Source organism: Flavobacterium micromati, from assembly GCF_900129585.1.
In the GTDB taxonomy this organism is placed as follows: Bacteria; Bacteroidota; Bacteroidia; order Flavobacteriales; family Flavobacteriaceae; genus Flavobacterium; species Flavobacterium micromati.
Window position 1 is genome coordinate 78,898 of the sequence record NZ_FQWF01000010.1, and the last position, 20,730, is coordinate 99,627.

The 20,730-nt window shown below is 34.2% G+C and carries 12 protein-coding genes and 1 tRNA gene; 8 read left to right on the plus strand and 5 right to left on the minus strand.

What is annotated here, in order from left to right; translation table 11 throughout:
- The first annotated feature begins 7 nt into the window (after positions 1-7).
- The 3 genes from ribB (at position 8) to BUB42_RS11555 (ending at position 2,913) form a co-directional block, all read left to right on the plus strand.
- Positions 8-1,141, plus strand: a complete 1,134-nt coding sequence (gene ribB / locus BUB42_RS11545; RefSeq protein ID WP_073020489.1) for a 3,4-dihydroxy-2-butanone-4-phosphate synthase — start codon at positions 8-10, stop codon at positions 1,139-1,141.
- A 166-nt stretch (positions 1,142-1,307) separates the two neighbouring features.
- Positions 1,308-1,395 (plus strand) — tRNA-Ser (locus tag BUB42_RS11550).
- Positions 1,396-1,665: 270 nt separating this feature from the next.
- Complete coding sequence (locus tag BUB42_RS11555; protein WP_073020491.1) at positions 1,666-2,913, plus strand: site-specific integrase; 1,248 nt, start codon at positions 1,666-1,668, stop codon at positions 2,911-2,913.
- A gap of 32 nt (positions 2,914-2,945) precedes the next feature.
- Here the strand turns inward: BUB42_RS11555 and BUB42_RS11560 are convergent, their stop codons facing one another.
- Together BUB42_RS11560 and BUB42_RS11565 are read right to left on the minus strand one after the other, a co-directional pair.
- Positions 2,946-3,893 carry a serine hydrolase domain-containing protein gene (locus BUB42_RS11560; protein WP_244533924.1) on the minus strand — a complete coding sequence of 316 codons (948 nt, stop codon included), beginning with the start codon at positions 3,891-3,893 and terminating at the stop codon, positions 2,946-2,948.
- 354 nt (positions 3,894-4,247) lie between these two features.
- The gene (locus BUB42_RS11565; RefSeq protein ID WP_073020494.1) at positions 4,248-6,425 is read right to left on the minus strand and encodes an ATP-binding protein; all 2,178 of its coding nucleotides are present in this window, start codon (positions 6,423-6,425) and stop codon (positions 4,248-4,250) included.
- 520 nt (positions 6,426-6,945) lie between these two features.
- Between BUB42_RS11565 and BUB42_RS11570 the strand changes: the two genes are divergently transcribed.
- The 3 genes from BUB42_RS11570 to BUB42_RS11580 all read left to right on the plus strand — a co-directional run bounded on the left by BUB42_RS11570 (position 6,946) and on the right by BUB42_RS11580 (position 9,816).
- A complete protein-coding gene (locus tag BUB42_RS11570) occupies positions 6,946-7,851 on the plus strand; it encodes a helix-turn-helix domain-containing protein (protein WP_073020506.1) in 906 nt (301 codons plus the stop codon).
- Positions 7,852-7,965: 114 nt separating this feature from the next.
- Positions 7,966-9,459, plus strand: coding sequence for a MauE/DoxX family redox-associated membrane protein (locus tag BUB42_RS11575; protein ID WP_073020508.1), 1,494 nt, complete (start codon positions 7,966-7,968; stop codon positions 9,457-9,459).
- A gap of 93 nt (positions 9,460-9,552) precedes the next feature.
- Positions 9,553-9,816 (plus strand): DUF6520 family protein, encoded by a 264-nt coding sequence (locus BUB42_RS11580; RefSeq protein ID WP_073020510.1) that lies wholly within the window; start codon positions 9,553-9,555, stop codon positions 9,814-9,816.
- A gap of 55 nt (positions 9,817-9,871) precedes the next feature.
- Here the strand turns inward: BUB42_RS11580 and BUB42_RS11585 are convergent, their stop codons facing one another.
- From BUB42_RS11585 to BUB42_RS11595, 3 genes are read right to left on the minus strand one after another with little or no spacing between them, the layout of a single operon-like run.
- Positions 9,872-12,514, minus strand: coding sequence for an alpha/beta hydrolase family protein (locus BUB42_RS11585; RefSeq protein ID WP_073020512.1), 2,643 nt, complete (start codon positions 12,512-12,514; stop codon positions 9,872-9,874).
- Between the two features lie 28 nt (positions 12,515-12,542).
- A complete protein-coding gene (locus BUB42_RS11590) occupies positions 12,543-13,937 on the minus strand; it encodes a RagB/SusD family nutrient uptake outer membrane protein (protein ID WP_073020514.1) in 1,395 nt (464 codons plus the stop codon).
- Between the two features lie 18 nt (positions 13,938-13,955).
- Complete coding sequence (locus BUB42_RS11595; protein ID WP_073020516.1) at positions 13,956-16,997, minus strand: SusC/RagA family TonB-linked outer membrane protein; 3,042 nt, start codon at positions 16,995-16,997, stop codon at positions 13,956-13,958.
- A gap of 1,113 nt (positions 16,998-18,110) precedes the next feature.
- Between BUB42_RS11595 and BUB42_RS11600 the strand changes: the two genes are divergently transcribed.
- Positions 18,111-18,365 carry a helix-turn-helix transcriptional regulator gene (locus tag BUB42_RS11600; protein ID WP_073020683.1) on the plus strand — a complete coding sequence of 85 codons (255 nt, stop codon included), beginning with the start codon at positions 18,111-18,113 and terminating at the stop codon, positions 18,363-18,365.
- 495 nt (positions 18,366-18,860) lie between these two features.
- Positions 18,861-20,600: a hypothetical protein gene (locus BUB42_RS16445; protein WP_170857224.1), complete on the plus strand. Its 1,740-nt coding sequence runs from the start codon at positions 18,861-18,863 to the stop codon at positions 20,598-20,600.
- Positions 20,601-20,730 lie beyond the last annotated feature (130 nt).

A 20,730-nucleotide genomic window follows, 5' to 3' on the forward strand; every position in this document is an offset into this window, starting at 1 on the left:
CCCTGAAATGGACTTAAATAAAATAAAGTTGAACACAATTGAAGAAGCGATAGAAGACATTAGACAAGGAAAAATTATTATTGTTGTTGATGATGAGGATCGTGAAAATGAAGGTGATTTCTTGGCTGCAGCCGAAAAGGTAACTCCCGAAATGATCAATTTTATGGCTACTCACGGTCGCGGATTAATATGTGCGCCGTTAACAGAAAGTCGGTGTAAAGAATTAGGTTTGCATGTAATGGTTAGCAATAACACAGACCCAATGGAAACCGCTTTTACGGTTTCAGTAGATTTAAAAGGCAACGGTGTTACCACAGGAATTTCAGCATCAGATAGGGCAAAAACCATTTTAGCATTAGTTAATCCAAGTACTAAGCCGCATGAATTAGCGAGACCAGGACATATTTTTCCATTGATTGCAAAACAAGGAGGCGTTTTAAGACGAACGGGCCACACAGAAGCAGCAATAGATTTTGCACGTTTGGCAGGTTTTAAATCGGCTGGAGTCATTGTCGAAATTATGAACGAAGATGGCACAATGGCGCGTTTACCGCAACTGGTAGAAGTCGCTCGCAAGTTTGACTTAAAATTGGTTTCAATTGAGGACCTTGTAGCGTACAGAATGCAACATGATAGTTTGATCATCAAAAAGGAAGATTTTAATATCGAGACTCGTTTTGGTGCTTTTAGACTTAGAGCTTATCAACAAACTACAAATAAACAAATACACATTGCACTTACTAAAGGCATGTGGAATTTGGGCGAGTCAATTTTGACACGTATTAATTCTTCACAAGTCAACAATGATTTATTGGGAACGTTAACTAACAATGCTGATCAGCAATTAGACGATATGTTCCAAGTAATAAATGAGGAAGGAAAAGGCGCTGTTATTTTTATAAATCAAGATATGCAGGCTGTAAATTTCTTAAATCGAATTTCAGAGCTAAAACAATTACAAAGTGAAGGCATATTAAAAGCGCCAAAACTTGTTATCGATAGTAAAGATTTTGGGATTGGAGCTCAAATACTGCATGATATCGACATTTCAAAAATTAGATTAGTGTCTAATACCGAAGGAACAAAACGTGTTGGAATGATTGGATACGGCTTAGAAATCACAGAATATGTAAGTTATTAAGAGAAATTTGATTTGAATATAAAAATAATTGTTTTGTTAATGCGAAGGAAATGAAACAATTAAAAATTACTTTAAAAAACAGCTATAATTTTTATCAAATTCTTTTTGTAAATCGAAAAAGGTAACTATATTTGCACTCGCAATCAGGTAATGGTTGTCGCTCACTGGAGAAATGGCAGAGCGGTCGAATGCGGCAGTCTTGAAAACTGTTGACTGTAACAGGTCCGGGGGTTCGAATCCCTCTTTCTCCGCCAGTATAAAAACAAATGGTATCAAAACCCCGTAAATCTTATGATTTACGGGGTTTTTGCTTTTACGACATAGTCAAATTATTCATCTAATCTCATCTTTAAAGAGACTAAATCGAGACCCTAACAAATTCAACAATTAGGGTCTCGCTAAATCTCCTTAAACCCTACAAACATTATGTTTTACGACTAGTTCAACGACTAGTTCATTATGTAAACATCTTGTTTGGTATCCTGAAGAGATCTAAATTGAATAATAATTAAAAGGTTACCACTATGAAGACAAAAATCACATTGCACTATTATGCTAAAAGCACCAAAGCCAACACATCTGGTCAATTACCAATCTATATTAGATTGACCGTGGATGGAAAACGAATGGAGTTCAGTTCAAAGAAATTCATTGATGCAACAAAATGGTCAGCCGAATTGTCAAAAATGAAAGGGACCTCAGAGGAAGCCCGTTCATTAAATGAATACCTTAATTTAATGAAATCCAAAATATATGACATTCAAATGGAGTTAATCCACAAAAACGAATTGCTCACACTTGAAGTTTTCAAAAACAAACTAATAGGTATCGAAGAACGCTCTAGAACCCTCATCCCTATCTTTCAAGACCACAACAACAAAATCAAAGAATTGGTGGGTAAAGAATATGCACCAGGAACGTTAGAGCGTTACAAGACCTCGTTAAAACATACCATCGATTTTCTCGAATGGAAATACAAAATATCCGATATCGAGATTGATAAAATAAACCATGCCTTTATTACCGATTATGAATTTTACTTGCGCAGCGTTAGGAATTGCGCCAACAACACCGCGGTGAAATACATAAAGAACTTCAGTAAAATCATAAAGATATGCTTGGCCAATAATTGGATTGAAAGAAACCCTTTCAGTAACTACAAAGCCAAAGTCAGAGAAGTAGAACGCGTATATTTATCACAGGAAGAGATTGAGAATATTATCAACAAAGATTTTAAAACAGATAGACTCTCATTAGTACGCGATATCTTCCTTTTTAGCTGCTTTACCGGTTTGGCTTACATCGATGTCAAAAACTTAACAAAGTCCCACATAAGCCGTGGTATTGACGGGGAGAAATGGATATTCACCCACCGCCAGAAAACAGAAACGGCTTCGAAAATTCCAATTCTTCCAATTACACAAATGATAATTGATAAATACGAAGATCATCCAGAAAGCAACAATCAAAATAAATTATTACCCATTTTGAGTAACCAGAAAATGAACGCCTATTTAAAGGAAATTGCTGGCGTTTGTGAAATTAAAAAAGAACTTACCTTCCACATTGCCCGACATACTTTTGCTACCACAGTAACACTCACGAACGGTGTTCCCATTGAAAGTGTAAGCAAAATGCTTGGACACAAAAACTTACGAACCACTCAACATTATGCAAAGGTTTTAGATAAAAAAGTGAGTGAGGATATGATGATTTTGAGGAAAAAAATGTTAAAAAGCAACAATGAAAAAATTATCAAAAAGGCCAATTAGAATTCCGCGCACCCCCGTGAGACGCTAGCTTATTATTTATGTATGTTTTGTGGAAAGATAAATTTTTGGTCTTTCAAAATTGCTATGATCGCATCTGATATTTCAAAAACTTTTCCATTATAATTATTGTCTAACAAAATGACCGTAAACTTTTCATTAATATCCGAAACTAAAATGGCTTCATAATTTCCAGCTCTTCCATCGTGTAAATGCTCAATCAAATTTTCATCTTTGTATTTTGCTTGTCCTAAAGCTGATTGAGTTTGTTCTAAATCAAATTGTTGACCTATTTCATACAGCGATTGATTATTAATTATTTTTTTTGAATGAAGACAATTTACCCATTTTAGTAAATCAATAGTTGTTAAGTAAGTTCCTCCCGTTATTTGCAAGTCCGTTTTATCTTGAACTAGATTATTATTAAACCCTTTAGCTATATTTTTTTCATTCCCAAAAGGTGTCAAAATAGACGAATTCATTTTGCAAGGTTTAAATATGTACTTTTCTGCATACATTTTAAAGGACATGCATGTTAATCGTTCAACAATAAATTGCCTTAAAAAAATATTATTGTTATTGTAATCGTAATTTGTGCCAGGTTTAAAATCAAGAGTGTCGGTTAGCTTTAAACCATCAAAAAGGTCTTTGTCATTGTTAATAATTTTCCAGTTTACGTTAGGTATGCCGCTAGTATATTGTAATAAATCTCTAATTGCTACTTCATTTGCCCATTTTGGTAATTCAGGAATAAATTTAGAGACCTTATCGTCCAACTGTAATTTCCCTTGTTCCTGCAATTGCATTAAAGCTACCGCACTAAATTCTTTTGTTATAGATCCGATATTAAATCTATAAGCAGCATTTAATTTCTTCTTTTTTGTTACATCAGTAAAACCAAATGACTCTTGGTAAATTATTTTATCATTTTTTGAAACAAGTACGTTTCCATTAAAAACCCCAATTTGGTTTGACCATTTCATCAGAGAGTCAATTTGCTCTATTTTTTTTGTTTGAGCAAATGTATTATTTGTCAGAACTAAGAGAATAGTAAAAATTGAGAATAGTTGTTTGTAATGTTGCATAATTTTTAAATTATTGTTATTAATTATCGGTTTTAATTAGCTGTCGCTCACTGCTAATTTTTCTAAAAACCAATAAAACGTCATTAAAACTTAATTCCGAGTAAATATGATTGATTTGTCATAAAAAAATGTCTTGACGTAAAAGACTTCACCTTTATCAGTAAAACATCCATTTCTCCCAGTTACATCCATGATGAGTTTTAATTGTTCGTGCTACGCACACAAGGAAACTCTAGCTGTTGCAGGCAACTCTTAATTTAGATTACACGTTTTCTCATATAAATCTTTCAAGTGGTTTACTGACATATCGATCAATGGTTCAAACATAAATGCGTTTATATGAATATTCTCTGGGGTCATCAAATTAACTTTATCAAGAATTGAAACAGCTGGACTTGTGGAAAATTTAATCTTATATTCTTGATATAATGCATTTGTCTGATTGTTTGAAATCAAGTTCAAATCGACTTCTGGGAGTTTGCAGATAAGATAAATTTCAGCTTTTAGCCTAATAGCTATTGCAAGTGTTATTTTATTTTCAATGTTAATTTCATTTAAATTAGGATCATTACTTATTGCATCAGCCGTTTTAAATATGAATTCAAATAGATTTTCACTTCCAAAGTCTATTGTCTTTCCCTCAAGCTTTATTAGTCTAGATTGAAATATATCAAAAGTATTCTGAACGGTTAAGCTTTCGGAACCTCTCTTTTTATGCATTGAGCTAGTCAATAATTTGTAATCTTCACATTCGATCGAATCTGTATACTCAATTATATTTCTGACAAACGCAATTAAACTAATAAAGAATCTAGGCTTTTTGTAGTTAGAGATTAAATGCGCAAAAAGGTCATTCCGATACTGTCCGAGATGAAGCTTTATTTCTTTTTCATCGCTTTTAGTAGCCATATAAACAACATTATGTGGTAGGGCAATTCTAGAAGCAATTGTGCGATAGAAGTCAAAATTATGAGTAAGAATAACTATTCGAAAATCGTTTGACAAATGTAAGTCACGGATGTATTCAATAATAGCAAATTTATTTTTATAGTCAAACGAATCCGCAACATCATCAAAAATTATCAGGTGTTTGTCCGTACTATTTTTTCTTGATTCAATTTCGAATAGAAATTCGAGAATAAAATATGCTCTTTGCTCTCCTTTGCTAAGAATTTTTAAAAGATTTTCGCTGTTTTGACGTACTGGATTTTCGTTTTTATCGATGTAGTCGAATTCTAAATTAGCAGTGTCTTCCTTTAAAAGAATATCTTCTTGATTTACCAGAATGACCTCAAAAGGAACATAAAATCTAGAATTGAAAGTCTGAATAATTTTTTTCCAAAGATCAATTTCCTTTTTGGCCTCAATTATAATTTTCTCAATTTCAGTTTTTTGTACTTCATAGTGTCTCGCTAAAACTTCAGTGTCAGATTTTATTTCTGATAAATAATTTACCCAAATCTTCTTTTGAAAACCTTTATAGTCGCTTAATTCTACTAAAATTGAATTGTCTTTTTCTATGACTTTTTTAAATGTTCTGAGTTCTATATTTGAACCAATTGCTTTATCAAATTTTTCGAAAGCTTGAATAAGCTTATGATCACTTAAGATTTTGCTCATTTCTTCTTGGACAAGTTGTTTTAAGGTAGCGGAATCTGTAATTTCAGTTCCGTCCTCTAAAACAAATTTATGTCCTGCTTCAAAAAAAGCATTGTCTTCGGTTGATTTTAAAATTTCATTTGCTTGTGCTGTACCAAAAGGGTTATTTGATTGCTTAAAAAAATTTGATTTAAATAACAGATCTTTGTAGTCAGAAACATATTGATCAAGAAGTTTTTGATTTTTATCTAAAAATTTTTTTACATTATCTTTCTTATCAAAAATATCATTGTATCGAAAGTTATATTTTTCAAATGACACTTTTAGACTTTTTGACGTGTCTAACAGAACTTCAAAAAATGTATTTTTCGATTGATCTACAAAGCTTTCAATAAGTTCCGTTTCACAATCTGTACTTTGAGAAACAGCTTTTAGTTTTTTAATAAATTCTCTTCTACGCTCTTCAAGTTCAAAATATATTTTTTCGTACTTTTTTTTCAAATCAATACTTGCTAAAAAATTACTAATTCGATGAGAGGCATCGAAACCATTGTCTTCAGCATTAATAACCAAAATACTTTCAGGTTTAATTGCGATACCATCAGAATAAATTTCATATTTCGGTATTTTTTTGATGTGAACTTTATCACAAGGCATATTACCAGGTACATTTTTTGAAACCAAATCAAACGTTTTCGCAAATGAAGTTTTCATTGTGCCATTTGGCGCATAAACCATAAATGTATTTGATTTATGGGCAGTGAAGTCAAATTCGTGATTTAACTTACCTATGCCAAAGCAATTTTCCCAATCAATTTTAATTATTTCCATATCTTGATATTTAACCTAATTCGTGATAGAATTACTACCACCTAATATATAACATCAACAACTAATACTTTTTTAAAGTTTCAAAGCTATTTACCCTAGTTCGTAAATAAAAGCTTTTCAAATCATTCTTACAATACCTACTTATAGTGATATTCATACATTTCTTTGAAGTAAAATTATTCCAGTATAATTTCAATTCTTTACGGTTTCCCACATTATCAAATAAAACATAGAAAAATACCACGCAGCATCTTTATTTCTCAACAGCGAAAATACATATTCCCGAAATGAAAAACATATCTCTAACTAACACAAAACTGAAACAAATCAATACATCTGCTAAAAATTAAAACACTCCTTTAATTATCTTCCCTCAACTAAAATAAGAACCTACTCGAACTTAAATCCCACTATTCAATTCCCGAATTGAACACTATACTTTTAGTGTGAAAAATTTATTTAATATAGTTTTGCTGGTGCATTTACCCACTATCACTAGCTACTATATCAAAATAAAAGCATGGATAACCCTCCTGATCAGCACCGGATAAAACAAATTTACCAGCTACTTTTCGAAATGACAACTGGTAATCACACGTTGCGTATGCCGCAAGGCGACAAAGAAGATGAGCTAGATAAGCTCATTAAAATTATTAATGACGTAGCGGAACGGATGCATCTAATAATCTTAAATTTAGGTTTTGTAAATCCGCATTATAGCTACCAGAATCTTGTTCAAACCACCTTTATACTTGACGAAGATTTTATTATTATAAGTTTCAGTTCTGATTTACCTCTTGCTTTTGGCTACGAACCAGAACAGATTTATAAAATGGATTTTCACGTACTTTTAGCGATACAATTCCAGCCTTTTTGGGACACAATTAAAATTCAAATAAAGAGTGAAAAAAGCTATTATGCCACTATGCAAATATTATTCATAACTGCTCAAAAAAAAATTATTCCCTCTTATTGCAGCATTTCAAGACTTCTTTATTCGAATAAAATTTTGATAAGCACAATCACCACGATTATCCGAGACATTGATACACTAAATCAAATTAAAAAAACGAAAAATACAATCGCCTCTCGAAACTCAGAAGCGATTATGATACAAAATCTCTACGATTATATTCTAAATAATTTAGAAGAGCCATTACCAAATGTAAAAATTTTATCGAAAATGTTTGGAACAAATGAGTTCGCATTAAAAGACGGTTTTCGTCACTTCTTTAAAACTAGCATTTACCATTTTTACACGGAAGAAAGATTAAAAAAAGCACATCTTTTAATTCAGCAGACAGCGATTCCATTAAAAGAAATTGCTTTCATGAGTGGTTTTACAGATTATATTAATTTCTATAAATCTTTTAAAAAAAGATATTCATATCCACCATCGGCTGTTAAACGCGACACAGGTCTTTGAGATAAACTAGAAAATTAAGTGATAGCAGTTACCATTTTTGCATACTAATATTCCCGAATTACTATTTGCTAAACTTTTAATATTTACAATTTTACAGTACTAAAAAATAGTGCGATGAAATTAACTGCAACTTTCAGAAATAAATTCACAATAATTATCAGCTATTTGTTCATATTGCTTTTCGTTTATTCAGCAGTAAGTAAAGTACTTGATTTTCAAAATTTTCAAGTGCAACTTGCGCAATCTCCTTTACTAACTGCTTTTGCTACATTTATTTCTTACGCCGTACTTATTGTAGAGTTCTCAATAGCCGTATTATTATCAATTCCCAAGACTAGAACAATTGCCTTGTATTTAGCATTTGGACTTATGTTTCAATTTACACTTTATATCTACATAATACTTAATTACAGTTCTTTTGTGCCCTGCTCCTGCGGGGGTATACTTGAAAATATGAACTGGACAGAACATCTTTTCTTTAATATTGCATTCGCAATGCTCGCGATAGCAGCTTTGTATCTTTCCAATGATTGGCAGAATAAACCGCGATTTTATATCAGCATACGTCTTGTAGCAATATCGCTGCTAAGTATAGTTTTAATGGCTGGGCTGTTTCTTATTTCTGAAGACATGGTGCAACATCGCAATAACTTTGTGAGAAGGTTTCCTCCCTTTCCTGCTAAACGAATTACTGTAGAAAACCTGAAATTCAATTCCTATTACTTTGCTGGCGAAAATAACGGTGAAATCTTTCTTGGAAATACATCGGCACCAGCGCTAATAACTAAAATGGACACAACACTTCAAGAGATCACGACTCAGAACATTAAGATTATGGACACGTTATTTAAATTCCATAATGTACAGTTACGGGTACTTCCACCCTACTTTTATTTATTCGATGGTACAGTGCCTTGTATTTTTAAAGGAAATTTAAGTGATGGAAAAGCGGTTTTACAATCCAGAAAAATCCCCGGTTTCACAAAAGCGGTTGTTATTGATTCCACAACGCTCATAATTCGAACGCTCAGCAATTCTAGAGAAAATCTTTTAGCGACTGTAAACCTCAACAAGGACCAAATTAAAAATTCAGATCCTAAACTTCTTGTCAAACAAATCGATGGATTATTCGATACCGATGGAACAATGCAATACAGCCACAAGCAAAGAAAATTTGTTTACCTCTACTATTATCGTAATCAATATACGGTTACAGATCACTACCTCAACCTAGTGCATCGCGGAAACACAATTGACACCACTTCTAAAGCCAAAATTAAAATGAAATATATAAAAGCGAAAAAGCAAAGGGTGTTTTCTGCACCTCCATTGTTGATAAACAGAGTTAGTGCAATGCATAATAATCTGCTATTCGTAAATTCAACGCTACCAGCAAGATATGATGAATTAAAAATGTGGAAAAATGCCAATGTTATTGATGTATACGACATTCTAACTAAATCCTATCTCATGAGCTTTTACATCTACAAAATTGACGGTGAAAAAGTTGATGATTTTATAGTAACCGATACCCATTTGTTTGTAATACTGGGATCAAATATTGTGTCGTACAAATTAAGTAAGGCATTAAAAGAGCAATTTAAATAGAGAAGGAAATAAATACTGGCCAGTATCAGGGGTAAGATCGAAAACCTGTAAAAAAGAGTAGATCACATTAGTTAATTTTTAAATTTTAATAGTATGAAATCTTTAGCAATTAAAATGATGTTCCCCGCTGTAGCCTTTGTGCTGGCATCGGCAGGTGCAGTAAGCACCAATCATTCAAGTAGTGAATCTGCAAATGCAGCAGTACAGGGATTTAAACGTACGGCGCCGTTCAATTGTCAGCCACAAAAAATCTGTAACAACGTAGGATCGATTCTCTGTGTTGACGGTACTGATCAAATGTACGCGAAACCTTCGTCAACATCTGATTGTACTGCCCTATTGACCCACAAACCTTAAATAATCTTTTGAGGTAAAATTAATGCAGGTCATAATTTCTTATGACCTGCATTTCTTATTGTACTCCTTCAGTAATCCATTTTTTTGGGGATTCTCCTTTTAAATAATAGCCAAACCAATCTTCAATTCGATGAGCAAAGTCCTGTTGATTCTCCTTTTTCACCAAGGCATGACCATCTCCGGGATACACTAGCAAGATGGTGCTTTTTTTTAATCGTTGCATCGAAAGATAAAAAGCAATACTTTGATAATAATGAATCTGTCTGTCTTCTTCTCCAGTCCAAATAAGCACAGGCGTTTCAATTTTATCGACATAAGTAAGCGGCGAATTACGTTCGTAGCCTTTCCTATCCTCAAACAACGATTTCCCCATACGCCACTGCTGGGTCTCAAATCGCCACATCTCTGGTCGTCCAAAAATCCAACCGATAGAAAGATACCATCCAGCAAGGTCAAAAACGGAAGCCCCTGATATAGCACTTGCAAATAAATTGGTTTGCCCTAGTATAAAATTAGTTTCATATCCTCCAAAAGAGTGTCCAATTAATCCAATTTTAGAACTGTCGACTACGCCTTTACTTACAACTGCTTTGGTGGCAGCAATGACACAATCTGAAGCTGATACCCCTGGATTTCCCAACTCATATTCAATATCAGGAAGTAGCACAAAATAACCTTGAGCAGTGAGGTTAGAGGTATTAAATCCTGCCATATTATGGAGCGATGGATTGATGTAATAATGAAGTAAATAGGATTGCGTTTGGTATATGTGTACAATCATTGGATATTTCTTTTCTGGATTATAAACTGCAGGATAATACAAAATCCCAGTTAAAAGTGTGTTTTTTGAATCCCGATAATAGATCTTTTCCTGCTTTGCCCACGCATATTTATAATGCTGTAAATTACTCTGAAAGAGTTTTGTATTCGTCCCTTCCTTGCCCATGCTTATGCTTAATTCTGGCGGACTATTATATTTCTGTGATTCAAAAACATACACATTCGCTTTGCTTGCTTTTAGTATTTTTGTAGTAAGAAAATCACCAAAAACAATTGGTTTTGTACTCCCATTTGGATCAAGAATATAATAGCCACTTTCATTATTTCTTTTCGCACTTAACATTATTTTATTTTTAGTATTGATCGCTGCATCAATATGCCCAGTAAAATAGGGTGCATAAAATTCGCTATCAACTGGCGGAACTATCCGGAATGTAATTCCCGACTCCTTCCCCCTAGTAAGTCGAACAGCTTTATTTCCTTTAAAATCTATTTGCCAAATATCAAACTGATCATAAATTAAAATACATTCGTCATGAATACCCCAGCCTACAATCCGGTAGTTAATTTGCCAAATCTTATCTTCCCAGTCCGCTAATTGAAGCCCGTGCCGCCCTGTAACATTAGAATGGGCACCAGTCAAAAAATTATAAACCCACCAGTCGTTATCTTTAAAATAAGCAAAATATTTTCCGCCAGGTGACAAACTTGATGTTTCTAGTTCTGTAGACTGGTTTTCTAAAAGTAAATTTTTCTGTCCCGTTTCTAGATCAGTAACAAAGAAGTTTACATTCCGCTCCATTTTGTATTGCGGTCCTAAATCGTTTTTATTATAAGTAATAGCAAAATCTTCACTAGCATTCAGAAAACCAAAGGGTTTACTTTGATCGGTAATTTGCATAAAACGATCTTGCTCCGGCCACCATGCAGCGATTCTGGTATTAAATTCGATATCCCCCACAGTCTGCCTTTCAGGATAAACTACCGCATCATTGCCATTCCACACCTGTGCCCCATCAAATTTTTCTGCTATGGCAACCTCCTTTCTAATAGTAAAAAACACCCTTTTACCATCGGGAGAAAGGGTCAAACCACTCGCGAATCCGCTTTCCACATAAAAACCCTCTGGAATTTTATTGGGCTCCATTTGAAATAATGTAGTATTCTTTACAGAAAAACAGAAAACAGCCGGACGATTAATTGCACTGATACTATCTTTATTTTCTCTAAGAAAAGCAACAGATTGACCATCAGCATTCCATATCAGTTGCAAAAATTTTCCGCTACCACTTTCAGCTACTACTGATTTCCCAATAGTTGACCCAAAGGTCACCATCAGTACTTGGTAAACGCCACCATTTTCAATGGTACAGACCAGAGCATCTTTGGTACTAGTCATACGGAATTGATCAATCCCTGCTATGCTTTGCAGCAGTTCTCCTCTAGTATTCCTAAGCTGTAATACGCGCTGGTTCGCTTTTCCTTCCACAGTAATCAAATAGTGTCCATTTCCCGAAAAGGAATACGATTCCACTTCTTCAATTATACTGATTTTTCCCTTTTCCAAATCAAGAAGAGATAGTCGTCCATCATTATCACGGCAGACAAATTGACGTTCCCCGCTAAATGCTCCCGCATTGGATTTAGCAAAAGTATACATCTTCTTTCCGTCACTTCGCTTCACAAAAAGCGTATCAGGGTTTTCATCATAGCGCATCGCATAGCTTACCCAATTCCCTTTATCAGATATTTTGTCAGTATAAAGCGTTCCCCACAAATGATAATCAGTTTCTGTAACTGCTTTTTTTGGTAGTACCTGCCCGTAATTCGGGCAAGCAACTAACAACAAAATTAAAAAATTAACCCATTGGTAAACTTTACCAAAAAGTATCGTATTTTCTTTTTTACAGCTTAACATCAGATAAATGTTGTTATAATTTATCATATCAGTATCCTGGATTTTGTGGTTTTAGAGATGGATTAACAAGCAATTCCGATTGTGGCAAAGGCCATAATTGGTCATTGGCACTCCACCCCGCTTTCGCACCCAGCACAGCATCCAGTTTGCCAAAACGCTTTAGATCAAAAAAACGATGTCCGTACTCTGTAAATAATTCAAACTTTCGTTCTTGCAATACGGCTTCAAGTAATGCGGATTGAGTATTTGCGGCTGTATTTGCAAGACCAGCAGTGTTTCTTATTTTGTTTAAATCTGCTGCAGCACCGGTGATTTCTCCCTGCCTAGCACGTGCTTCTGCCCTAATCAGGTATTGCTCTGCTAATCTGAAAATAACGGAGTATTCCATTGAGGAGCCTGTGGCTATATCTTGCTTGTATTTATAGGGATGATACCAAATACCATTACCCTCCGTGACCTCCTTTATCCAGCTACTCTTTCTTAAATCATTAGTCTCAAACTGCGACACAAAATTATCGGACAAGGCCACCAACTCGGGGGGACCAGAAAAGAAGATAAAAGTGCTACCGGCTTCTGTATTAGCACCCGCAGCTCCAGAAGCTAGCTGCCATATTGTGGTGGTGCTTTCTTTTAGAAATATTGCATCAAGGTTATTCTCCCAAATATAATTTACATTGTCATTCAATAAAGCCGATGCCGTGTTGGAAGCTTCTGCAAAATTACCATTGTTTAAAAATACCCGTGCAAGCAATGCTTGAGCTACTGCCTTATTAGGACGAGTTCTGTCAGATTTAGTATAACCTTCTGGCAATAACTTGATGGAAGTTTCTAAATCAGAAATGATATTTTGATAAACGACTTGAGAAGCCGTCCTTGGTGTCGTGCTGTTAAAAACGTAATCAGTAGTGGATAAGTAAGGTACATCTCCAAAAACAGATACAAGATAAAAGTGAATCAGCGCTCGTACAAAAAGAGCTTCACCCTGCAACTGATTTTTAACATTTGATGCTAATGAAGTTGACTTGCCTACTCCTTCAAAAACAGCATTAGAAGCATAAATCTGATTATAGGAGCTGTTCCAAAGTATTGAAATAAAAGGATCAGAAGCGAGTATCGAATTATTATAAAAATCGGCTGTCGTAAATGCACCGTTTTCGTAAGAGACCAATTCATCAGAGTAAGTACCTAGCAGAGAAGAAATCCCATAAGATTTTCCTGTTAGCAATCCGTTTTCTCTAAGTTGCGCATAAACATCAACCATAGCTGCATTGGCTGTAGTAGCATTTTCAAAAATTGCATCGGTAGTTAACTGTGAATTAGGTTGATCAACTACAACAAAATCATCGCAGCCTACAATAAAAGCAAAACAAAACAAGGCTATTAGCTTGAAATAATATTTCTGGATTCGTATTAAATTTTTCATTGATTGAGATTTTAAAGATTAAAATGTTAATTGGACTCCCGCTGAAATAACACGTAAAGGAGGTAAAGTCCCGCCCTGAGTAAACTCAGGATCTGCTCCTTTAAAAGAAGTGATAGTGAGCAGATTTTGAGCTTGCAGTGACAAACGACATCCCACTTGTGGTAAAAGTGTTCTTGGAATATCGTACGAGAGAGATATATTTTTAAGACGAATAAAAGAAGCATCGCTGACAGCACCGTCGCTCAAACCAAAGAACTCACTGGCCTGCATTACTTGTTGATTAATACCAGTGGTAAACCTTTGATGCGGGGCCACGTCTCCAGTTTGTTGCCAGCTATTGACATAAGCTTCTGGCTGGTTACTGAGTAGTCCAGCAAAACGTTGCGTATTAGCAAAATTGAAATTTTGCTGTTTAACAAACTGAAATAAAAAATCCAGTTGTAAGCCTTTGTAAACAAACATATTCTGCAAGCCGCCATAGAATTCAGGGTTGAAATCCTTAACCGTTTCGCGATCATTTTCGAAAGATATAACGCCATCACCATTTACATCTTTAAATTGGTACAGTCCAGTTTGTGGATCGACTCCAGTAAAATGAAATAGTTTTCGTATTGTCGTAGGTTGTCCTATTACATAATCGCTTCTATACGCAGAAGATTCTAAATCAGGAAAAGAAACCAATCTATTAGTCGCGCTAGTTATATTAAAATTAGTCGTCCACGAAAAATTATTAGTTTTAATTGTCACTAGGCGCAACGTAGCTTCAAATCCAGTATTTTCAACAGTCGCATCTAAATTAGCTTGGATGCTACTAAAGCCCGTGGTTCCTGCTAAAGGTAAACCAACCAGCTGGTTGGAAGAACGATTCTGATACCAAGCGGTTGTCAAAAAAATACGATCGTTAAAAAATCCCAGTTCTAGTGCAGCTTCAAATTTTTTGTTAGTTTCCCATCCAAAATCAGCATTATAAAGTCTAGCAGGTTGCAAACCATTAATACCTCCGTATTGAAAGCCCGAGGAACTATAAGTATTTAAAAACTGGTAATCTCCTATTTGATCATTTCCAGTAGTCCCATAGCTGGATCGTAGTTTTCCAAAACTTAGCCATGAAATATTTTCAGCGACTAATGGTTCTTTATGAAACAACCACGCACCGCCGATAGCTCCAAAAGTGGCAAACTGCTTTGCAGGTCCAAAACGACTCGACCCATCCCTCCTAGCGGTAAGATTTAAAATATACTTTTCAGCAAAGGTGTAATTAGCACGCCCAAAAAAAGCTTGATATTTATAAAGTATAGCATCATTATTCAAAATTTGTGTCACCGATGCTGATGCCAAGTCAGAAAGTAGGTTATTGCTAGTAAATCCACTAGCAACAGTAAGTAACTTCTCGCTATCTTGGTTTTGAAAAGTAGCACCTAACAATACATCTATTTTTGATTGTCCATACTCCTTACGCCAGTTCAATTGCGGCTCAACGATCCACGAACGTCTGCTCACGGTATTGCTAAATATCGAGGAATACTCACTACCTAAATTAAATGCAGGATTGTAAATAGTAGCGGGGATGGAACGATTATCTACATTATTTAAATCGGTAAAGCCAAGACTTGTTTTGAATTCCAAGTTTTTTGCTACACTATAAGAAAGTAAGCTATTTGCAATAAGATCGGTTGTTTGAGTAATATTCTTGCTTTCTAAATTGGCCAGTGGGTTTTCCCATGTACCGTTCTCCCAGTTTAGCTGATTATCAGCATCATAAAGTGCAGGAGCATTAGGTGCAAGTTGTCGCGACAAAGTAACAAAGTCAATCCATGGAAGGTTATTGTTTTGCGCAGTAAAACTTCCCGAAAAAGTGACACGAAACTTTTTATCCTCAGACACATGATCAAAACTAAGTCGAGCACCTCCTCTACGATATAAAAAATCTCCGGGGAACACGCTACTTTCCGTATAATAATTTCCGCTGAGTAGGTATTTTGTTTGTTCAGAACCGCCACTGACCGAAGCCTGCAATCCCATAACTTCAGATGTACCTCCTATTAATTTCTTTTGCCAATCTGTATAACGGCTAGTATCCCAAGTGCCGTTAACATCAAAGGCATTTGGCAGCAAGGCAACTATACCATCATTAGCAAAAGCACTGCGCCGCATAGATAAATACTGTTCAGTGTTCATGAGAGGCATTACTCTGCTGACCGATCCACTACTGTGATTAGTATTTATTGTAAAAGTGGTCTTGCCTGCTTTGCCTTTTTTAGTAGTAACTAGAACTACGCCGTTGGCACCGCGAGAACCGTAAATTGCTGTAGCATCAGCATCTTTTAAAATTTCAAGACTTTCTATATCGCCAGGATTAATGCTCGCTAACGGGTTTCCGTCTCCTGGAATAGATGTAGAAGTTTGACGATCACTTATCGGATCTGATGAATAGGGAACTCCGTCAATAACATAAAGCGGCGCATTCGCCCCTTCCCGCAGACTGTTTAGTCCTCGTATGTTGATACTAAATCCACCACCTGCAATCCCACTTTCTTGAACAATATTAACACCTGCCATTCTACCTTGCATGGTTGCAAGAATATTAGGAACCGGTTGCTTTTCAATGTCGTTTGAAGTTATTCGAGCAATACTTCCTGTTCGCTCACTTTCTTTCACACTATAATAGCCAGCGTTCACTTTTACCTCCTGCAAGCTGGTGGAATCTTCCTGTAGCAGCACATTTAGTACCGATTTACTATTGATTGGAATTTCAATTGTCTTGTATCCGATAAAAGAAAAAACTAATATATCAGTGCTTAAAGCGCTGATCATGTATTTACCGTCAAAATCAGTAATAACAGAAGTTTTTGTTCCTTTTACGGTGACCGTTACTCCAGGTATTTGCCCCCGATTATCTTTGACAGTTCCCGTAATTTGTAGTTGGTATATATCCTTTTTTGTCGCCCTGAGCACAGTCGAAGAGCTTATCGTAGCGGCATGTGCGGCAAAGTTATAGAACCACATTGCTAAAAGTAAAGGAATGACAAGCCTCCCTTTGTAAAATGAAATATTTTTCATAATATTGGTTAAGTTAATTTAAATGAATGTTTTTGTTAGCTTTAGGTCCTCTATTCAGTTGTCGAGACGGTAAGAGGGCCTTTTTTTTTGTGCTTTCTTTTATAACCCTTAGCACATAAGGGACTATTTTTTTTATTTCCAGTAAATAAGCGACACTAAATTGCTATTACGCAATAGCACTTTTATTGTTTTATCATAGGCAAACTAATTTTTAAGGTTAGTAGTGCGATTTAGAATGTGCATCGTTTATTGAAAACTTAAAAATTGGTTCAAATGCTCAATAAATCAGTTAAGGCTTTTTATTACACCATAAATCGGTCTAAGACAAACTGCTGCAACCATAAATCCATAGGTATATTAGTGTTATAAATGCTACTATTAGAGCAGCTTGTATTAGTTTATAGTATTTCATAATATCAATTTTTGTATATTACACAACACCATGTATATCCCATGTGTTGTGGTAACGTAATGTTATAAGTATGAATTGATTTTCAAGAACGCTTCTTAGGACATTGTTTAAGGATTTTTTATTCATAATACTGGTTGAGGTAAGTTAAATTGAATGTTTTTGCTAGCTGTATGCCCTTCGTGGAGTTGTCGAGACGGTAAGAAGGCCTTTTTTATGCTTTTTGTGAAGCCTGTACTGAATAACTAATTCAAAATAAAGAATCAGTACAGGCAACATGTAAATAGTATTCTTTTTTTTATATCATAGGCATGCTGATTTAAGAGTTAAATAGTTGACAAATTATTGCGAGTCTTTAAAAATGAAGAAGATTGGCTAAGAATTAGCTGGAGGTGTAGCCTTAAAAAATGGCATGGAACTCAGCTTACTGCCTTAGAGGTACTGGTATACCCGGGAACAATAAGTGAGCCCACGCCATGGGACGTGAGCATCTTACTTATTATTTCGTTCCTTTTAAAATTACCAGTTTTCTAAGACGAAATTCTAAGCGAATGCTTCAAATATTTTCTATATGAAGAAACGCAAATCTAATAAATGATATCTATTATTTCCAAATAAAGATCAAATGATAACCAAAGATATAAATTATATTTTGTAATCCAAGTGGTTTACAGAATATTATGAAATATTATGAAAATTGCAGTATGGCTGAACTAACAAAAGAAGATACTGTACTACAGAGAAAAATATCTGAAAGGATTGAGTTTCTAAGGCTGCAAACTGGTTTATCACAATCGGATTTTGCTAAGAAATATGATATAGATCGGCAGGTCATTAATAGATGGGAAAGCACAAAAAATAAAAGAGGAGTTACTGTGTACTCAATTAAGAAATTTTGTGACATGATCAATATTAAATTAAAAGATTTTTTTGACGATGATATTTTTTCAGTGAAGTAAAAGATATCTGAAAGCTTTTTCAATATAAACCAATATACTTTAGGTATTCAATTCCGGAATCACACACTACACTATTTGTTACTAACTCTGTAAAATTATAGGTTTGACGTTTAATCAAATCTATAATAACGATGGAATGGTATGAAATAATAGGGCTGGCTGTGGTTTGGGTTGTAGGCCTTTACTTGAGAGGGAAATTTTATGAGCGTATGAGAAATAGGCGTTATAATGATAGTTTAAAGGATAGGCGACTGAAATAAAGGAAAATGTTGTGAGGCGCCTTTTTTGTTTTTACATTATATTTTTTTGATAATGTGGAAAACCGTAAAGTATAATAAAAATGGTTTTGTATGTTTGGTGCTGCCAGTAAAAAACCATTTTATGGAACAAAGCAAACCTCATTCGGGGAGACTGCTGCCATTTCATGGCTGGTATAGACAAGTTGGCTGCAATTTACGACCCAAATCGTCCATATTCGTCTCTAAACAAATATTTATGATAACAAGAATTGAAATTCGAAATGTTAAAGGAATTGGAACGACAACAGAAAACTGTAATTATAATTTTGAAATATCACCAAATAAACCAAATATACTTGTAGCTCCAAACGGTTTTGGAAAAAGTTCATTTTCAGTCGCATTCAAATCTCTTCAACCAGGAAAAATTGTATTAGAAAAAGAACACTATTTTAAAAATAGTGAATTAAATCTTCCATCTATTAGTATAACTTACGAAGAAAATGGTACTTCGAACACTGTTTCTGCAAACCAAGTATCCAACATAATAAAATCTGAATTTGACTATTTTGTTATCAATAATCAGATATATGCTAAAGCAAAAAAAAATAATTTAGGCGGATTTGTAATTGCTACCGCTTCATTGGAAACTCCTCCAATAATTTTAGTCAACAATATTCCTGAATTAATTCATTTTGATTATACAATTACTCATCATAGAGAAGTGTTCGGTCAGAATGGAAAAGTGTTGAAAAATATTTCTGTTCTTTTTGGTAATGACAAAATGATCAAAGGTCTTGCTAATTATTATGTACATATAAACAGACTAAATACAGGTGTCAAAACACAGGAGAAATTAAATTCATTTATTGAAAGGGTTAATGAACAGGTTGGAAATGCCGAAACTGTTCTTGACTGGATTGAGAATAATGAACTGGGAAATTTGGAAGACATTCCATATTTGAGAGATATTAAAAATTATATTATTTCTCTAGATTTAAATTACACCAGAGTTGCTGATAGCTTTTTAACTGCTATACAATTTGCTAAAATGTTTAAAGAAAATGAAGCAAATTTTAAAGCAGCGATTTTAAGAAAAATCTATAACTATGAAAAAGACCAATACGAAGCATTATTTGCTAGTTTTAATTCAAGTTGGCAAAATTTTAAACCTCTAGCTAAGGACAATAAATTGATTGTCGAAATTCCGAAAACCGCATACATTTCAAATGGGCAAAGAGATGTTATGTGTTTCATTGCTTTGCTAAAAAAAGCAGAATTAAAATTGACAAAATCAAAAGGTGTCTTAATCATAGACGAAGTTTTTGATTATTTAGATGACGCAAACTTGATAGCGGTACAATATTATGTTACACAATTTATTCAAAAATTTCAATCTGAAGGACGCAAAATCTATCCTATAATATTTACTCATTTAAATCCATACTTTTTCAAAAATTTTGTGTTTAGCAAACAAAAGGTGCATTTCTTAAATAGTAAAGCTGCAAAAATTAATGAGCATTTTAAAAAAATACTTATTAATCGAGAAAATATCTTAATTAAAGATAATGTCTCAAAATATCACTTACACTACGAACCAATTTCAATAAACATTCGCCCAGATTTTGAATCTCTAAATCTCAAACCGACTTGGGGTAATTCACAAATTTTTGAGGAATTCATTGGTGATGAATTTACCAAATACAATAACAATGAAGAAATATATGACCCTTTTGCAGTTTGTTGTGCAGTAAGAAAGAAAGTTGAAAAAAATATTTATGATAAACTATTGACGCAAGAATTTAAGGATGAATTTTTAAATACCCACACAACTCCAAATAAACTCAAGTTTGCAGAAAACAAAGGTGTAGTTGTTCCCGAAATCTATTACCTACTTGGCATCATATATAATGATGGTATGCATTGGAAAGACAATGAAGTAAGTATTGCAAATAAATTAGAAAACTATACAATAAGGAAAATGATTGGTGAAATTTAAACTGCAGCCAACGGCTACTACAACGGATTTGGGCAATTGGATTAATGGAAAGTTGGTTTTGTATTTGGAAGTTTAGTGATAACCTTAAGATAAATCTTAACTTAGTTCCAAAAAAACTTGGTAGAACCAG

What these genes read in the sequence shown, in the direction of transcription:
- BUB42_RS11590 (WP_073020514.1), bottom strand. Translation starts at nt 13,937, where the DNA reads ATGAAAAATTTAATACGAATCCAGAAATATTATTTCAAGCTAATAGCC.
- ribB (WP_073020489.1), top strand. Translation starts at nt 8, where the DNA reads ATGGACTTAAATAAAATAAAGTTGAACACAATTGAAGAAGCGATAGAA.
- BUB42_RS16445 (WP_170857224.1), top strand. Translation starts at nt 18,861, where the DNA reads ATGATAACAAGAATTGAAATTCGAAATGTTAAAGGAATTGGAACGACA.
- BUB42_RS11585 (WP_073020512.1), bottom strand. Translation starts at nt 12,514, where the DNA reads ATGTTAAGCTGTAAAAAAGAAAATACGATACTTTTTGGTAAAGTTTAC.
- BUB42_RS11595 (WP_073020516.1), bottom strand. Translation starts at nt 16,997, where the DNA reads ATGAAAAATATTTCATTTTACAAAGGGAGGCTTGTCATTCCTTTACTT.
- BUB42_RS11565 (WP_073020494.1), bottom strand. Translation starts at nt 6,425, where the DNA reads ATGGAAATAATTAAAATTGATTGGGAAAATTGCTTTGGCATAGGTAAG.
- BUB42_RS11575 (WP_073020508.1), top strand. Translation starts at nt 7,966, where the DNA reads ATGAAATTAACTGCAACTTTCAGAAATAAATTCACAATAATTATCAGC.
- BUB42_RS11555 (WP_073020491.1), top strand. Translation starts at nt 1,666, where the DNA reads ATGAAGACAAAAATCACATTGCACTATTATGCTAAAAGCACCAAAGCC.
- BUB42_RS11580 (WP_073020510.1), top strand. Translation starts at nt 9,553, where the DNA reads ATGAAATCTTTAGCAATTAAAATGATGTTCCCCGCTGTAGCCTTTGTG.
- BUB42_RS11560 (WP_244533924.1), bottom strand. Translation starts at nt 3,893, where the DNA reads ATGAAATGGTCAAACCAAATTGGGGTTTTTAATGGAAACGTACTTGTT.
- BUB42_RS11570 (WP_073020506.1), top strand. Translation starts at nt 6,946, where the DNA reads ATGGATAACCCTCCTGATCAGCACCGGATAAAACAAATTTACCAGCTA.
- BUB42_RS11600 (WP_073020683.1), top strand. Translation starts at nt 18,111, where the DNA reads ATGGCTGAACTAACAAAAGAAGATACTGTACTACAGAGAAAAATATCT.